General features: G+C 66.5%; 15 protein-coding genes. 7 read left to right on the forward strand and 8 right to left on the reverse strand.

Annotation, left to right across the window (positions count from 1 at the left end; translation table 11 throughout):
• Positions 1-43 precede the first annotated feature (43 nt).
• Positions 44-718 carry an HD domain-containing protein gene (locus ACSBP4_RS12970; RefSeq protein WP_015299133.1) on the reverse strand — a complete coding sequence of 225 codons (675 nt, stop codon included), beginning with the start codon at positions 716-718 and terminating at the stop codon, positions 44-46.
• Between the two features lie 222 nt (positions 719-940).
• Between ACSBP4_RS12970 and ACSBP4_RS12975 the strand changes: the two genes are divergently transcribed.
• The 3 genes from ACSBP4_RS12975 to ACSBP4_RS12985 all read left to right on the forward strand — a co-directional run bounded on the left by ACSBP4_RS12975 (position 941) and on the right by ACSBP4_RS12985 (position 3,526).
• Positions 941-1,357 carry a cobalamin B12-binding domain-containing protein gene (locus ACSBP4_RS12975; RefSeq protein WP_006182017.1) on the forward strand — a complete coding sequence of 139 codons (417 nt, stop codon included), beginning with the start codon at positions 941-943 and terminating at the stop codon, positions 1,355-1,357.
• Entirely contained in the window at positions 1,354-2,448 is a 1,095-nt protein-coding gene (gene meaB, locus ACSBP4_RS12980; protein WP_435552453.1) for a methylmalonyl Co-A mutase-associated GTPase MeaB, read from the forward strand. The genes ACSBP4_RS12975 and meaB overlap by 4 nt, the downstream gene beginning before the upstream one ends.
• A 139-nt stretch (positions 2,449-2,587) precedes the next feature.
• Positions 2,588-3,526: an alpha/beta fold hydrolase gene (locus ACSBP4_RS12985; protein WP_435552454.1), complete on the forward strand. Its 939-nt coding sequence runs from the start codon at positions 2,588-2,590 to the stop codon at positions 3,524-3,526.
• A 1-nt stretch (position 3,527) separates the two neighbouring features.
• Here ACSBP4_RS12985 and ACSBP4_RS12990 read toward each other — a convergent pair whose 3' ends face one another.
• From ACSBP4_RS12990 to ACSBP4_RS13005, 4 genes are all read right to left on the reverse strand, one after another.
• A complete protein-coding gene (locus ACSBP4_RS12990) occupies positions 3,528-4,184 on the reverse strand; it encodes a DUF502 domain-containing protein (RefSeq protein ID WP_006649236.1) in 657 nt (218 codons plus the stop codon).
• A gap of 72 nt (positions 4,185-4,256) precedes the next feature.
• Entirely contained in the window at positions 4,257-4,646 is a 390-nt protein-coding gene (locus ACSBP4_RS12995) for a Zn-ribbon domain-containing OB-fold protein (protein WP_435552455.1), read from the reverse strand.
• Positions 4,646-5,812: a thiolase C-terminal domain-containing protein gene (locus ACSBP4_RS13000; RefSeq protein ID WP_006182025.1), complete on the reverse strand. Its 1,167-nt coding sequence runs from the start codon at positions 5,810-5,812 to the stop codon at positions 4,646-4,648. Before ACSBP4_RS13000 ends, ACSBP4_RS12995 begins: the two co-directional genes overlap by 1 nt.
• 138 nt (positions 5,813-5,950) lie before the next feature.
• Positions 5,951-7,009 (reverse strand): M20/M25/M40 family metallo-hydrolase, encoded by a 1,059-nt coding sequence (locus ACSBP4_RS13005; RefSeq protein WP_435552456.1) that lies wholly within the window; start codon positions 7,007-7,009, stop codon positions 5,951-5,953.
• Between the two features lie 160 nt (positions 7,010-7,169).
• Here ACSBP4_RS13005 and ACSBP4_RS13010 point away from each other — a divergent pair, with 160 nt between their 5' ends.
• Both ACSBP4_RS13010 and ACSBP4_RS13015 read left to right on the forward strand, forming a co-directional pair.
• Positions 7,170-7,415, forward strand: coding sequence for a hypothetical protein (locus tag ACSBP4_RS13010; RefSeq protein ID WP_006182027.1), 246 nt, complete (start codon positions 7,170-7,172; stop codon positions 7,413-7,415).
• Between the two features lie 56 nt (positions 7,416-7,471).
• Complete coding sequence (locus ACSBP4_RS13015) at positions 7,472-9,091, forward strand: SLC13 family permease (protein WP_084158236.1); 1,620 nt, start codon at positions 7,472-7,474, stop codon at positions 9,089-9,091.
• A gap of 125 nt (positions 9,092-9,216) precedes the next feature.
• Here ACSBP4_RS13015 and ACSBP4_RS13020 read toward each other — a convergent pair whose 3' ends face one another.
• On the reverse strand, positions 9,217-9,681 hold the full coding sequence (locus ACSBP4_RS13020) for a GNAT family N-acetyltransferase (RefSeq protein WP_049964677.1): 465 nt from the start codon (positions 9,679-9,681) through the stop codon (positions 9,217-9,219).
• A 386-nt stretch (positions 9,682-10,067) separates the two neighbouring features.
• A complete protein-coding gene (locus tag ACSBP4_RS13025; RefSeq protein ID WP_435552457.1) occupies positions 10,068-11,489 on the reverse strand; it encodes a heme o synthase in 1,422 nt (473 codons plus the stop codon).
• Positions 11,490-11,638: 149 nt separating this feature from the next.
• Between ACSBP4_RS13025 and ACSBP4_RS13030 the strand changes: the two genes are divergently transcribed.
• On the forward strand, positions 11,639-11,977 hold the full coding sequence (locus ACSBP4_RS13030; RefSeq protein ID WP_006649241.1) for a DUF7410 domain-containing protein: 339 nt from the start codon (positions 11,639-11,641) through the stop codon (positions 11,975-11,977).
• Positions 11,978-12,019: 42 nt separating this feature from the next.
• On the opposite strand, the gene ACSBP4_RS13035 is transcribed toward ACSBP4_RS13030, so the two are convergent.
• On the reverse strand, positions 12,020-12,319 hold the full coding sequence (locus tag ACSBP4_RS13035) for a DUF7111 family protein (RefSeq protein ID WP_435552458.1): 300 nt from the start codon (positions 12,317-12,319) through the stop codon (positions 12,020-12,022).
• 107 nt (positions 12,320-12,426) lie between these two features.
• Between ACSBP4_RS13035 and ACSBP4_RS13040 the strand changes: the two genes are divergently transcribed.
• A complete protein-coding gene (locus ACSBP4_RS13040; protein WP_435552459.1) occupies positions 12,427-13,326 on the forward strand; it encodes a DUF3267 domain-containing protein in 900 nt (299 codons plus the stop codon).
• Positions 13,327-13,344 lie beyond the last annotated feature (18 nt).

Genomic DNA, 13,344 nt, shown 5'->3' on the forward strand with positions numbered 1-13,344 from the left:
CAGTTCGAACCGGCCGTCGTGCCGGGACTGGCGCGCCGACGGCTCACTCACCCAGCGCGGCGATCTCGTCCTCGAGCCACTCGCTGAACCACTTGACGCGTTTCAGGCGCTGGTGGGCGATTCCCTCCGCGGTGTCGCTTTGGACGCGAGAGGCGGCGTCGTAGCCCCGCTCTAAGACGCGCTGGACCATCTCGTCACAGTCCATGTGCGTGCGGGCCTCGTACCCCATCCGCAACAGCATCAACGCCGTCCCGTTCGCGCCGACCTTGTCGAGCAGGTCGGCCTCGATGAGACACTGCGTCTCCAGATCGAGGTCCGTCAGGTCGCCCTGATAGGAGTGGTGTTCGATGGCGCGACACACCTGCTGGATGAACGACTCGGGATAGTCCGCACGCGACTCGAGGAACTCCCGGGCGACCCGGGCCCCGGCCTCGGCGTGGAGTTCCTGATCGGTCTCGAGTTTGGCCACGTCGTGAAAGAGGGCAGCGACGCGAGTGACGTCGACGTCGGCACCCTCCTCCTCGGCGATCTCGGTCGCGAGATCGACCACGTTGAGGATGTGGTTGTGTCGGTACTCGGCGGAGTGCCACGGGTACCAGCGCATGCGGCCGCCCTCCTCTTCCTTCTCGACACTGGCCGCGAGATACTCGAAGACGAACCCTTTCATCTCCTCGAGTTCGGCGTCGGACACCCGCGTCTCCTTTATTTCGACGCCCACGATAGATCCCTCCGCAATAGACGAACGATAGTCATTGACTGAATGTTCGGTCGTTTCGCTCTTTAGCCTTTGGTTCGTGACGGTTTCGCCCGATCGTGACAGTCACGAGTCGAACAGCGTCCCCGATCGACGGGACAGACTCCGGGCGAAATCCCGACGCTCCGTCGACGATTCCCACGATCTTCCGTTAAAGTCAAACCGCGGGCTCGGGAAGTAGGGGGTATGAGCAGCGAACAGGAAGCGGAGTCGATTCGGTGTCTCGTCGCCAAAGTCGGCCTCGACGGTCACGATCGCGGCGCACACGTCATCGCGCGCGCGTTCCGGGATGCCGGCTTCGAGGTCATCTACTCCGGGCTCCACAAAGCGCCCGACGAAATCGTCCAGGCAGCGGTCCAAGAGGACGTCGATGTCCTCGGCATCTCCATCCTCTCGGGGGCCCACGACACGCTCGTCCCGAAGATCATGGACGGCCTCGAGGAGTACGGTGCGGCCGAGGACACGCTCGTGCTGGCCGGCGGCGTCATTCCCGAGGAGGACCGCGACGAACTCAGAGAACAGGGTGTCGCAGCCATCTTCGGCCCCGGAACCTCCGTCGAGGAGACCATCGAATTCGTCCGCGAGAACGCGCCCCAGCGATGACCATGGACGCCGACGACCGGTCGCTCCTCGAGGATCTGCTCGCGGGGGAACACCGTGCGCTCGCCCGCGTGATCTCGAAGATCGAGAACCGCGCGCCGGGCTATCGCGATCTCGTCTCGGAGCTGTACGCCCACACCGGGAACGCGGACGTGATCGGGATCACCGGCTCGCCGGGCGCGGGTAAGTCGACGCTGGTCGACAAGCTCGCCGAGACCTACCGCGATCGGGGCGAGACGGTCGGCGTCATCGCGATCGACCCTTCCTCACCGTTTACCGGCGGAGCGGTACTCGGCGACCGAATCCGGATGGCCTCCACGGTGGGCGACATGGACGTCTTCGTCCGCTCGATGAGCGCCCGCGGGACGCTGGGCGGGCTCTCGACGGCCACCGCGGACGCCGTCAAGGCGATGGACGCCTTCGGGAAGGACAAGATCATCATCGAGACCGTCGGTGCCGGGCAAAACGAGATCGACATCGTCCGGACCGCCGACACCGTCGCCGTCCTCGTCCCGCCGGGCTCGGGCGACGACATCCAGACGCTGAAAGCGGGCATCCTCGAGATCGCCGACGTGTTCGTCGTCAACAAGGCCGACCGCGACGGCGCGGATCGGACGGTACAGGAACTCCGTGATATGGTTCAACTCGGCGACGGGAGCGGTCACGAGGGCGGTGGCCACCACAGCCAGGAGATCATCGACGCCCACGACGACTGGGACGGCGAGCCGGACGACGCCGACGAGAGCGACGCGGGCTGGACGCCGCCGATCGTCGAGACCGTCGCCATCCACGGCACCGGCGTCGACGCGTTCATCGACGAACTCGCGGCCCATCGGGACTACCTCGTCGACTCCGGCGAACACGCCGAGCAGGTGCGCACGCGTTACGCCGAGGAGATCCGCACCCTGTTGCGCGAGGACGTCCACGCCATGCTCGAGGACGAACTCGAGGCCGCCGGGGGAATCGACGACCTCGCGGAAGACGTCCGGCAGGGCGAGACCGATCCCTACTCGATCGCGACCGACGTTCTCGAGCCCGTCGCGACCTGCCTCGAGAACCTCGAGACCGGGCCGGACGGATCGGGCACGGAGTGAGCCGGTCGGCACCGACGCGGCGTCGCTCGAGTCTTCGATCCACCGGCGAAACCGCCGTCTCCGCCGGCCGTGACCGGGATCCCAGCAGAACCCGTTCCCGAACCGGAGGTCTAAGTTCGTTGGCAACTTACGGCAGCGTATGAAAGCCCGAACAGTCCTCGGTGCAGCCCTCGGAACCGTCGGTGGAGCCGTTCTCGGTAACCGCCTCCTGAAGCGGCGCGCTGGCGACCTCGAGAACCCGCTCGTCGGCATCGAACGGACGTATCGCTGGCGTGGGATCGAGACGCAGTATACGGTCGCCGGCGACCCGAACGACCCCGACATGTTGTTGCTCCACGGGGTCTACGCGGGCGCGAGCAGCCACGAGTTCGAGCCGATCGTCGACCGACTGGCGGAGGATTACCACGTCTACGCGGTCGACCTGCCCGGCTTCGGCCGCTCGGAGCGGCCGCCGCTGGTCTACTCCGCGACGCTGTACGCGGAGTTCGTCCGCGACTTCGCGAGCGAGGTCACCGACGAGCCGATCGTCGTCGCCTCCTCGCTGTCCGGCTCCTTCGCCGTCGAGGCCGCCGACGAGACCGACTTCGAACGCCTCGTGTTGATCTGTCCGGCCGGCGAAACGACCGACGAACGGCCGTGGGTCCGCACACTCCTGCGGACGCCGATCGTCGGCACGACGCTGTACAACCTGCTCGCGAGCAAGCCATCGATCCGCCACTTCTACGACCGCGACGGCTACTACGACGCCGATCGCATCGATTCCGACGAGGTCCAGTACGCCTGGGAGAGTGCCCACCAGCCCGGGTCGCGTTATGCCCCAGCCTCCTTCGCCGCCGGCACCCTCGATCCCGACTTCGACCTCGCGACGGAGCTGGCCGCCCTCGAGACCCCGACCACGCTCGTCTGGGGCCGCGACGCCGAGTTGGTCCCGCTGCGTGACGGGCGGAATCTGGCGGCGGCCGCGGACCTCGATCTGGTCGTCATCGACTACGCGACCCAGCTGCCCCACGCCGAACACCCCGACGAGTTCGTCGAGTACCTGCGCGCGGAACTACCACGGGCCGACGCCGGCGACTGAGTCACCGTTCGACGCGCTCGAGTAGCTGCGGCGACACCCCCTCCGGTGCCCGCTCGTCGCCCATCCCGGTCGTTACGATCAGGCGCATCCCGCGGCGGACGCTCATATCGGTCTCGTGGACCTGGTCCTCGGGGAGCAAGACGAGCCGGCCGGCGGTCGGGTTCGGACTGTTCGGCAGAAAGACGTTGTAGACGTCACTGCCGGCGATCGCCTCGGCCTCTCGTGGCCCCTCGCCGGTGACGAGCCCGATCATGTAGACGCCCTCGCGGGGGTACTCGACCAACACGACGCTCTCGTAGCTGGTCTTGCGCTCGACGAGCGAGTCGGCGACCTGCCGGACGCTGCCGTAGATCGTACTGACCAATGGGACCACGTTGACGAGTCGCCCGACGTTCCCGAACAGGTGCCGGCCGACGCTCAACTGGGCGAGAAAGCCGAGGACGACGACCGCGACAGCGATCAGGACCACGGCGAACGCCTGGGCGACGACCGTCACGTTGCCGGTGTACTGGGCCAATCCCGCGGCGCGTACGAGCGGATCCACGAACTGTAAGGACCAGTTGACGAGAAACCGGAGGACGTACAGCGTGACGACCAGCGGCGCGACCAGAATGAGTCCGGCGACGAAACTCCGCCTGACGGTATCCCAGACGTTCATAGCGGCCGTGACGTCTCGCGAGTGAAATAGCCATCGGCGGGCGGCCCCGCAACGGCCGCCCCGTTCGGCGGCTTACGCCGGTCGCAGCCCGATCACGCGCTCGCCGGTCGTCTCCGAGGTCGCGATCTCGAGTTCGACTTCGAGGCCGGTCTCGACGTCGTCGACGTCGATCCCGACGACCTGGCCGGTCAGGCTGACGGGGCCGAAGTCGACGACGGCCGTCGCGTAGGGGGCGTCCTCCTCGAAGGCCGGCGTCGGTACGTGCGTGACGGTGAACGTCCGAATCTCGCCGGTGTCCGGGAGGGCAAGTTGCTCGAGGTCGGTCGCGCCGCAGTCGGGACAGACCCGACGCGGCGGCAGGGCGGTGTGGTCGTCGGGACACTCGAGGTAGTAGGCCGCGCCGTCCTCGGCGGCGTCGAGCCAGTCGTCGAAGCCGGCGTCGGTGACGGTGTCTTCGCTCATTACTCCATCACCTCCAGAACGTGAACGGTCGCGCTCGCGACCGTACCGCCCGCGTTGTGGGCGACGCCGGTCGTCGCGTCCGCGACGTGGTCGCTGTTTGGATGCTCGCCGGCCAGCAGGTCGGTCACTTCGGCGATCTGGGAGGCCCCCGTCGCACCGACCGGGTGGCCCTTGGCTTTCAGTCCGCCCGAGAGGTTGATCGGCGTCTCGCCGTCCGCGGTCGTCCGCCCGTCGCGGGCGGCCGTGATCCCCTCGCCGATCGGCTCGAGATCGAGCGCCTCGAGCGCCAGCACTTCGGCGATAGTAAAGCAGTCGTGGACCTCCGCGAGGTCGACGTCGCCGGCCGAGACGCCGGCGTCGGCGTAGGCTTCCGCCCCGGCTTCGCGGGCCGCGGGCGAGCGAGCGAGATACTCGCGGTCGTGCAGCGCCATTCGGTCGCCGCCCTGTCCGGTGCCCGTGATCGCGACCGGGGCCTCGAGGTCGTGTTCCGCGGCGTAGGACTCGCTCGTCAGCACGAGCGCCGACGCGCCGTCCGAGATCGGACAGGCATCGTAGAGCCCGAGCGGTTCGGAAACCGGCGGTGCCTCGAGGGCGTCCGAGACCTCGATCGCGCTCTGGTACTGGGCCTTCTCGTTCGAGAGGGCGTTGGCGTGGTTCTTGACCGCGATATGGGCGAGGTCCTCGTGTTCGCCGCCGAACTCGTCGAAGTAGGCCCGGGCCATCAACGCGTACGCGCCGGGGAAGGTCACGCCGGCCCGTACCTCCCAGAGGTCGTCGGCGGCGATCGCCAGCGCCTCCGTCGCGCCCGCGGTGCCGAGGTTGGTCATTCGCTCCGCACCGCCGACGAGGAGGACGTCGTTCTCGCCGTTGCGAATCCGTGTGACCGCCTCGCGGACCGCGGTACCGCTCGAGGCACACGCGGACTCGTACCGGGTCGCAGGGGCCTGAACGCCGGCCGCTTCGGCCATCAGCGGCCCCTGGTGGCCCTGATGCTCGGAGAGTTCGCCCATAAAGTTGCCATAGAAGACGCCCTCGACGTCCTCGCGGGGAACGCCGCTGTCCTCGAAGGCCGCGATACTCGCCTCCGCGAAGAGATCACGGCTGGTCCGCTCGGGACTGTTCCCGAACGGCGTCAGCCCTGTCCCTGCAACACGTACGTCACTCATGTACACACGCGTAGTGGACGGATCCGTTAATACTCGGCGGTTACGGCGACGAGTGCCACTTGCGTGAGCTGGGTGGCGGGTCGATCGGTATCACCCTACCCCACGACGAACGGCGGACGCTACGAGGGGCTGCTCGCGCTATTCGATGCTCGTGGAAAGGTCACGGTCAGCAACAGTAGCTGGGACGGCGCTCAGCAGTTCGGCGACCGTCTCGAGATCCGCCAGGTCCACGACTTCGACGGGCGTGTGCATATAGCGGTTCGGGACGCCGACGTTCACCGATGGAATCCCCCCGCGGGACGTATAGAACGCATCAGCATCCGTCCCGGTGTTCGTTCCCGATGCCTGTAACTGGATATCGATATCGGCCGCAGCGGCAGTCCGCCGAACCGCATCGACGAGTCGCGGATGGTTCGCGCTTCCGCGTACGACGACCGGGCCGTCACCGAGTTCGACACCGGTTTTTTGACCCGACGGGAGATCCGGCGTGTCCGTCGCGTGAGTCACGTCGATCGCGACGACTGCATCGGGCGCGAGATCGAAGCCGACCATTTTCGCGCCCTGTAACCCGACTTCCTCTTGAACCGTAGAGACGGCATAGATCGTCGCCTCGTGGTCGCGTTCGGCTGCCCGCCGGAGTGCCTCCGCCGCGGCCCAGATACCGATACGATTGTCCAGCCCGCGTGCTGCGATCCGTCCGTTCTCAAGTTCGGAGACCGTTTGATCGAACGTAATCGGATCGCCGCGCTCGACTAGTTCCTCGGCTTCGGCCGCATCGTCGGCGCCGATATCGATATACTGCTCGTCGATATCGGTGAGCGATTCGTCTTCGTGATCACGAAGATGAATCGCCGTCTGACCGATCACTCCCGGAACCGGCCCAGCGTCGGTATGAATACGGACGTGTTGGCCCTTCGAGACGGTCCGGTCCGACCCCCCGACAGGAGTCATTCGGAGGATGCCGCTTTCTTCGATGTCCCGCACCATGAAGCCGATTTCGTCGCTGTGTCCAGTGAGGGCGATCGACGTCTCGTTCCCCTCCAGCACAGCGACGGCGTTTCCGTAACTGTCGGTCCTCACTTCGTCGGCGAACTCCTCGACGTACTCTACCCAGCGGCGTTGACCCGGTGTCTCGAATCCGGACGGCGTCGCTGTGGTAAGTAATTCGTCGAGGAACCGACGGCGTTGTTGCTCCATGCACCGACATGGGTCCCGATAGGTGAAAAACTCGACTATGATCTCGCGGACACGCCCGTCGCGGCATTCGTGGTGATCGTGGGCCAGAAACGACGATTCCACCGCCGCCGGACGGAACGCATTTCAAGTCACCGTAGTATGTCTCCCGTAACTGACGCTCATGGATACTTCCGACCTCCCCGACCCCGAGGGCATCTCCCCGCTGGCGTGGCGACTCCTCCGTGTTGCGGCCGGATACGAACAACGGGCGGTCGAACGGGAGATAGACGACCTCATGCAGGCACACCTCTCGATGCTCGAGAGCGGGAGCCGGTCCCTGTCCCGACCGCGCCGGAAGACGTTGCTGGAACTCTACGCCGCGGAACTGACCGTCGAACAGGTGCGGGCGATCGTCGACCACTTCTAAGGGAACTCTCGAATGGAAGCGCTTAAGATCCATAATGATAATTCCTCCGTGTATCAATGATACACGGACTTTTGGGTGGTTTAGACCGCCGGACATCCCTATTCGCCCTCGCAGGGATCGGGACAGTAGCAATCGCGGCCGCACCGTCGCCGTCGGGGCTGTCGATGACGGGCCAGTACGCGCTCGCAACGATGTTCTTCGCCGGGTTCCTCTGGGTCACCGGCGCGCTCCCGCTCGCGGTCACCGCGCTGACGATCCCCGTCTTGCTCACGGGGACCGGCGTCTATGACTCGATGGACGCGGCCCTCGTCGGGTTCGCCGATCACATCATCTTCCTGTTTTTGGCCGGTTTCATGCTGGCTAACGGGATCCAGAAGTACAATATCGATCGGCGGATCGCGCTGTATTCCATCGCCAAAATGGGCAGTTCGCCGCGGCGGCTGATCTTCGCGATCATGGTCGTGACCGCCGTGTTGTCGATGTGGGTGTCAAACACCGCGACGGCCGCGATGATGATGCCGATCGCAGTCGGCGTCCTCAGCCAGGTCCTCGACCGGGACGATCTTGCGTCGTCGGACGAGCAGGATCGGGCGAGTGATGCCGCCGAGACGGCCGCCGACGGCGGGACCGCCGAATCGACGGCTGCCTTTACCAACCTCCAGATTTCGATGCTGCTCGGGACCGCCTACGCCGCGAGCGTCGGCGGCGTCGGGACGATCATCGGGACGCCGCCGAACGCGATTCTCGTCGGCCAACTCAACGCCATTCTGGACTACGAGATCGGGTTCACCGACTGGTTCCTCGTCGGGTTCCCGGTCGTCGTCGTGACGCTGCCGCTCGTCTGGTTCCTCCTGACGTACGTGCTGTATCCGCCCGAGGTGCCGGACGTCGAACGGGCGCGAGCCACCGCCCGGGAGCAACTCGAGGCCGAAGGCGAACTCGATCCCCGCGGGAAACGGGTGGCGGCGATCTTCGCCGTGACGGCGGGGCTCTGGATGCTCGGCGGACTCGGTGACCTCTTCGAGCCGTACCTCCCAGCCACCTGGATGACGACTGTGTTCGGCGGCGAGGGGATGACGGTCTTCGGCGTCGAGGGCCATCAGGGGCTGCTCTACTACGTCATGGTCGGCGTCGCGGCGATTCCCGCGCTCGTGCTGGCCGACACGATGGAGTGGGACGAACTGGTCGACATCGACTGGGGAACGCTGTTGCTGTTCGGCGGCGGGATCTCCCTCGCGAACGCGCTGGCTGACACGGGTGCGACGGAGTGGATCGCCGACACCGTGTTCGGCGGACTCGTCGGCGCGCCCATTATCCTCGTCATCGGCGCGGTCGTTCTGGTCGTCATCTTCCTCACCGAAATGACCTCGAACTCCGCGACGACCAGCATCATCGTCCCCATTCTGATCAGCCTCGGAAGCGTCTTCTCGGCGACGCTCGGGCTGACCGACTTCTCGACCGCGCTCTTTCTCTCGGTCGCCGGCGCGATCGCCGCGAGCTTCGCGTTCGCGCTGCCGGTCGCGACGCCGCCCAACGCCATCGTCTTCGGCAGCGGATACGTCAAACAACGCCACATGCTCCGGGCCGGACTGGTCCTGAACGCGATCATGACGGTCGTGCTGACGGCTATCATCTGGTTCCTGTTCACGTTCGTCTGGCCGCACCTGCTCTGGTGACCCGCCTCGGGGGCAAGTGATTCGAGACCGGGGCGTCTCGTCGCCGTGTGGGATCGAAGGGGTTGCGAGATCCGCGAAATCCCGGTTCGCTCTCGTGCGGTAGACCGGAACCGTGCGAACGGTCACTACAGTGACTGCACGTATTCGATTTGTTTCGGTCTGAAATCCGTCTCCCGGTAGAACCGCCGTGCATCTTCGTTCTGCCACTCACAAGATACTTTGAGGAAATCACAGCCACTGTTGCGAGCCATCTCTTTTACGCGTTCGACGACCGCTGTGCCGTGACCGCGACTCCGCTGGTCGTCGTCGATGAATAGGTCCACGATGCGAAGGAACTCCGAACACTGGCGGGACGGGTGGTGGCCCTCCCGAAGGAGGACGTAACCGACAGTCTCATTCTCGCGGACGGCGAGATAGGCGGTGGTATTCTCGGCATCGAGCAACTTTTGGAAGCCGTCCTCGGCGACATCGTAAACGTCCGTGCGGACGAGTCGGTTCAATTCGTCGTATGCTTCCATCGACTTTGCGAGGGAGTGCCAGCGGTCGACCAGCGCGTCGAGATCGTCTGCTGTGGCTTCTACGAGTTTCATACTTCGCCTTCTTACGTTCCAATAATAATGTATTCGGAGGATTATTGTCAATAACACGGGAGGATGAGCAGTTCTGTGACCGGTATCTCCACCCGAGTAACCGCGGAATGAACGCGGAGCAGTCGCAGACTACACACTCTATTCCGCACGCTGTTCTCAACGGGTATCGGTGAGATCGATCCCCAGACGCACCGGGCCTTCATGGACGACTCCGACGAATCAGTCAGAGCAGTAACCGCCGCTCTGTCTCGACAGCGGTAGGGGTGTATTCCGTGGCACCAAAATTGGCACCCGTTCCGGCCGTAACGTCTCTGTATCCGTCGAACAGCCGGGTTCAACCGGGACGGAAACGGCCCCCCATTCGCTCGAGCCGAGAGCGCGATCGGTCAGAACGCCAGCGCGTCTACGAGGATCGCGACCAGCACGGCCCCGAGGAAGGCGTTCGAGGCGTGGAACGAGCGGAACGCGGCGGCTTCGGTCTGCTCGAAGTGAAGTCGCACGGCGGCCCAGAGGAAGATCCCGCCGAAGACGACGACGGTCCCGGCATACAGCGCGCCGAGGTCAGTGATCCAGGCCAGCGCGATCGTACTCACGAGCGTCGCGGCGATGTAGTAGATGATCTGCTTTCGCGTCTCCGTCTCGCCGCGGACGACCGGCATCATCGGGAAGCCGCCGCGGGCGTAGTCGTCCTTGTAGGCCAGCGCGAGGTTGTAGAAGTGCGCCGGCGTCCACAGGAAGATGACCGCCGCGAGCGCGAGGCCGGGCCAGCCGATCTCGTTAGTCACGGCGGCCCAGCCGATCAGCGCGGGCAGTGCCCCCGCAGCGCCGCCGATAACCGTGTTCTGGACCGTGTTCGGCTTGAGGAGGAGCGTGTAGACGACGCTATAAAACAGGATCGCAGCCAGGCCGAGCGCCGCGGCCAGCCGGTTGATCGTCAGGAAGGCCGCAAGCGACAGTCCGGTCAGCGCGAGCCCGAAGGCCAGCGCGTTCCGGACCGGAATCAGATCCACCGCGAGCGGGCGCTCGGCGGTCCGGGACATCTTCTGGTCGACGTCACGCTCGAGGACGTGGTTGAACGTCCCGCTGGCACCGATCGCGAGGACGCCGCCTCCGAGCGTCGCGACGATCGTGTAAGTCTCGAGGCCGGGGCCGGCGGCAAGCGCCATTCCGGCGGCGGCGACCAGACAGAGCAGCCACATCAGGCGCGGCTTCATCATCTGGAAGTAGGCAAAGGCGGTTAGCCGGGCGCGCGCCAGGCGACTCGAGGGGAGCGTGCGTTCGGTCGCGGTCGGAACGTCCGCCTCGAGGGGTTCCGGAGACGTGACGCCGTCCTCGTCTTCGCTCCCGGTCGCGATCTCTAAGTCCCAGGCGAGCGCGAGGACGACCGCCGAGAAGATGACGAGCCCGAGCCCGAGGTGCAGTCCGGGGACGATCGCGGCGGGGCCGATCGTCGCGGTGACGGCACCGACACCGACCTGGACGACGTAGAGGACGGCGGCGACGGCGAGCGTCGTTCGGACGCGGCTCGAGACGTCACCGAAAACGGCGGCGGCGGCCGTCGCGGCCACGAGCAGGCCGACGACGACGGCGGCGAGCCGGTGGGCCCACGCGATCGCGAGTTCGGTCTGACTCAGCGGGTCGACCGGCGCGTGACAGGTCGGCCACGTCGAACACGACGCGGCGGCGTTCGTCAGCGACGTCGTCGCGCCGACGATGAGGAGGAGGTAAACGCCCAGCGCGGTCGCTGCGAGCAGTGCGGAGAAGCGATGTCGCGTGCCGACGGGGCGGGGAAACGACTCTGTTGCCACGGCTATTCTCGTCTACACCCTTCGACTCCGCGTATTTAGGGCTCCCGCTTTTTCCCACAGCGGGACACCGACGCCGGTCGTCTTGGCCGGCGAGACAGTCGGCGAAAACCGACCGAAAACGCATATGACGGGTCGTCGTAGTCGTCGCCGTGTCGGGCGACTCGAGCGATCACGCGCCGACGGGTGCGAATCTCACTCGTGGTGCCACGACGGGCACCGAACCCGCAGTCGACGCACCCGAGGGCGGCAAAGACGGCGACCCGCCAGCGCGGTGTCCGTACTGCGGGCGGCCGTTTCGGCGAGTCCGCTACGAGCGACTCCACCGGGGCCGCGCCCACCCCGCGCGACTCTCGGACCGGGAGCGGGCAGCCCTCGAGCGGGCCCGCCGTGCGGAAAGCAAGACGATGCGGCGAGTCCGACTGTACGCCGTCGGCGCGGTCGTCGTCATCTATTTCGGCCTATTGATCGTCGCGGCGTTCGTCGTCTGATCCGTGGAGCGTCGTCTTCTCCCGGCCTCGTTGCCGGTCCGTTCACATCCCCATATCTTCGGCGGCCTCGGGGACCGGCAGGTCGTGTGGCGGGACGCCGAGCAGTTCCCCGACGTGATCCAGCGCCATATCGAACCCGTAGTAGCGCTCGAGTTCGTCGCCGTCGGCCGTCGGCCGCACCTTCAGCATGGCGTAGCCCTCGACGTTCTGTGCGATCGCCGCCGTGGCGCTCGAGCCGGCTCCGGCCCCGGCCTCGCGTTCGAACGACAGGATCCGTTCGGTCTCGGTCTCGTCGTAGGTCGCCGCGATCCCGTTGGATTCGGCGGTCCGTTCGTCGGTCATGGGCGACAGTGAGGAATCGATCACCGGGAAGCTGTCGGTTCCGGTCGGACCCGCCGGAAGGAGCGAACATCGACACCGATTTTTCGGTCGCCTTCGAGATGCGGGCCGTGAACCGATCGGACTCCGCTACGGCCCGTCGCCCGCTCGCGACGTTCCGACTCAGCCGAGCGGTCGCCCTCCAGTGGCTCGTCGTCTCCGCCGCGGGCTTTTTCGGCGCGGTCTACGCGTTCGCCCGCGTCCTCGCCCGGCTCCGCGGGGTCGCCCTCGAGCCGATCGTGATCGCGCCGTCGTCGCCGCCGACGGTCCTCGTCTGGCTGGCCGTCTCCGTCGGCCTGCTGGTCGTCGTGGTCGTCCCCCACGAGCTGTTGCACGGCCTCTTTCTGGCCCGCTACGGCGGCTCGCCGCGCTACGGCGTCGGCGTCTCCCACTTCGTCCTCCCCTACGCCTACGCCGAAACCGACGGCTCGAGCTACACCCGCAACCAGCTGCTGGTCGCCCTGCTCGCGCCGTTTGCCGTGATCACCGCCGTCGGCCTCGCCGCGATGGTCGTCTCCCCGTCGCCGCTGCTTGTCGTCCCGCTGGCGGCGAACGCGGCCGGCTCGATCGGCGACCTCTGGATGGCCGCGGTCCTCTGTCAGTACCCCGCCGACGTCCGCGTCGGCGACCCGCCCGGCGGCGTGCAGGGCTTCGGCATCTACGGAACGGACGAGGGCGCGAGCGACCGGCTGCCCGGCGCGCGACTCCTCTCGCGCTTTGTGACCGGGAGCGTCGGGACCCTCGCCGCGGTCGTGACCTACGCGCTGGTGGCCGTCTTGCTCTCGCTGGCCTTCGGCTCCGGCGACGTCGTCCTCGGCGACCCCGACCGGGGCTGGCTGCTCGTCCGCCACGATCGCCGCCCCGACGGGAGCGCCCTCCTCGAGATCGGCGATCGAGCCATGCTCGGCGCAGCGGCCCTCGGCGGGCTCGCATGGACGATCGTCGCGACGCTGCGACAGCGCCTCGAGTGAAACCGTAACGCTCGAGCC

Source organism: Natrinema sp. CGMCC1.2065 (genome assembly GCF_051225675.1).
GTDB classification, from domain to species: Archaea; Halobacteriota; Halobacteria; order Halobacteriales; family Natrialbaceae; genus Natrinema; species Natrinema thermotolerans.

What these genes read in the sequence shown, in the direction of transcription:
- ACSBP4_RS12975 (WP_006182017.1), top strand. Translation starts at nt 941, where the DNA reads ATGAGCAGCGAACAGGAAGCGGAGTCGATTCGGTGTCTCGTCGCCAAA.
- meaB (WP_435552453.1), top strand. Translation starts at nt 1,354, where the DNA reads ATGACCATGGACGCCGACGACCGGTCGCTCCTCGAGGATCTGCTCGCG.
- ACSBP4_RS12985 (WP_435552454.1), top strand. Translation starts at nt 2,588, where the DNA reads ATGAAAGCCCGAACAGTCCTCGGTGCAGCCCTCGGAACCGTCGGTGGA.
- ACSBP4_RS12990 (WP_006649236.1), bottom strand. Translation starts at nt 4,184, where the DNA reads ATGAACGTCTGGGATACCGTCAGGCGGAGTTTCGTCGCCGGACTCATT.
- ACSBP4_RS12995 (WP_435552455.1), bottom strand. Translation starts at nt 4,646, where the DNA reads ATGAGCGAAGACACCGTCACCGACGCCGGCTTCGACGACTGGCTCGAC.
- ACSBP4_RS13000 (WP_006182025.1), bottom strand. Translation starts at nt 5,812, where the DNA reads ATGAGTGACGTACGTGTTGCAGGGACAGGGCTGACGCCGTTCGGGAAC.
- ACSBP4_RS13005 (WP_435552456.1), bottom strand. Translation starts at nt 7,009, where the DNA reads ATGGAGCAACAACGCCGTCGGTTCCTCGACGAATTACTTACCACAGCG.
- ACSBP4_RS13010 (WP_006182027.1), top strand. Translation starts at nt 7,170, where the DNA reads ATGGATACTTCCGACCTCCCCGACCCCGAGGGCATCTCCCCGCTGGCG.
- ACSBP4_RS13015 (WP_084158236.1), top strand. Translation starts at nt 7,472, where the DNA reads ATGATACACGGACTTTTGGGTGGTTTAGACCGCCGGACATCCCTATTC.
- ACSBP4_RS13020 (WP_049964677.1), bottom strand. Translation starts at nt 9,681, where the DNA reads ATGAAACTCGTAGAAGCCACAGCAGACGATCTCGACGCGCTGGTCGAC.
- ACSBP4_RS13035 (WP_435552458.1), bottom strand. Translation starts at nt 12,319, where the DNA reads ATGACCGACGAACGGACCGCCGAATCCAACGGGATCGCGGCGACCTAC.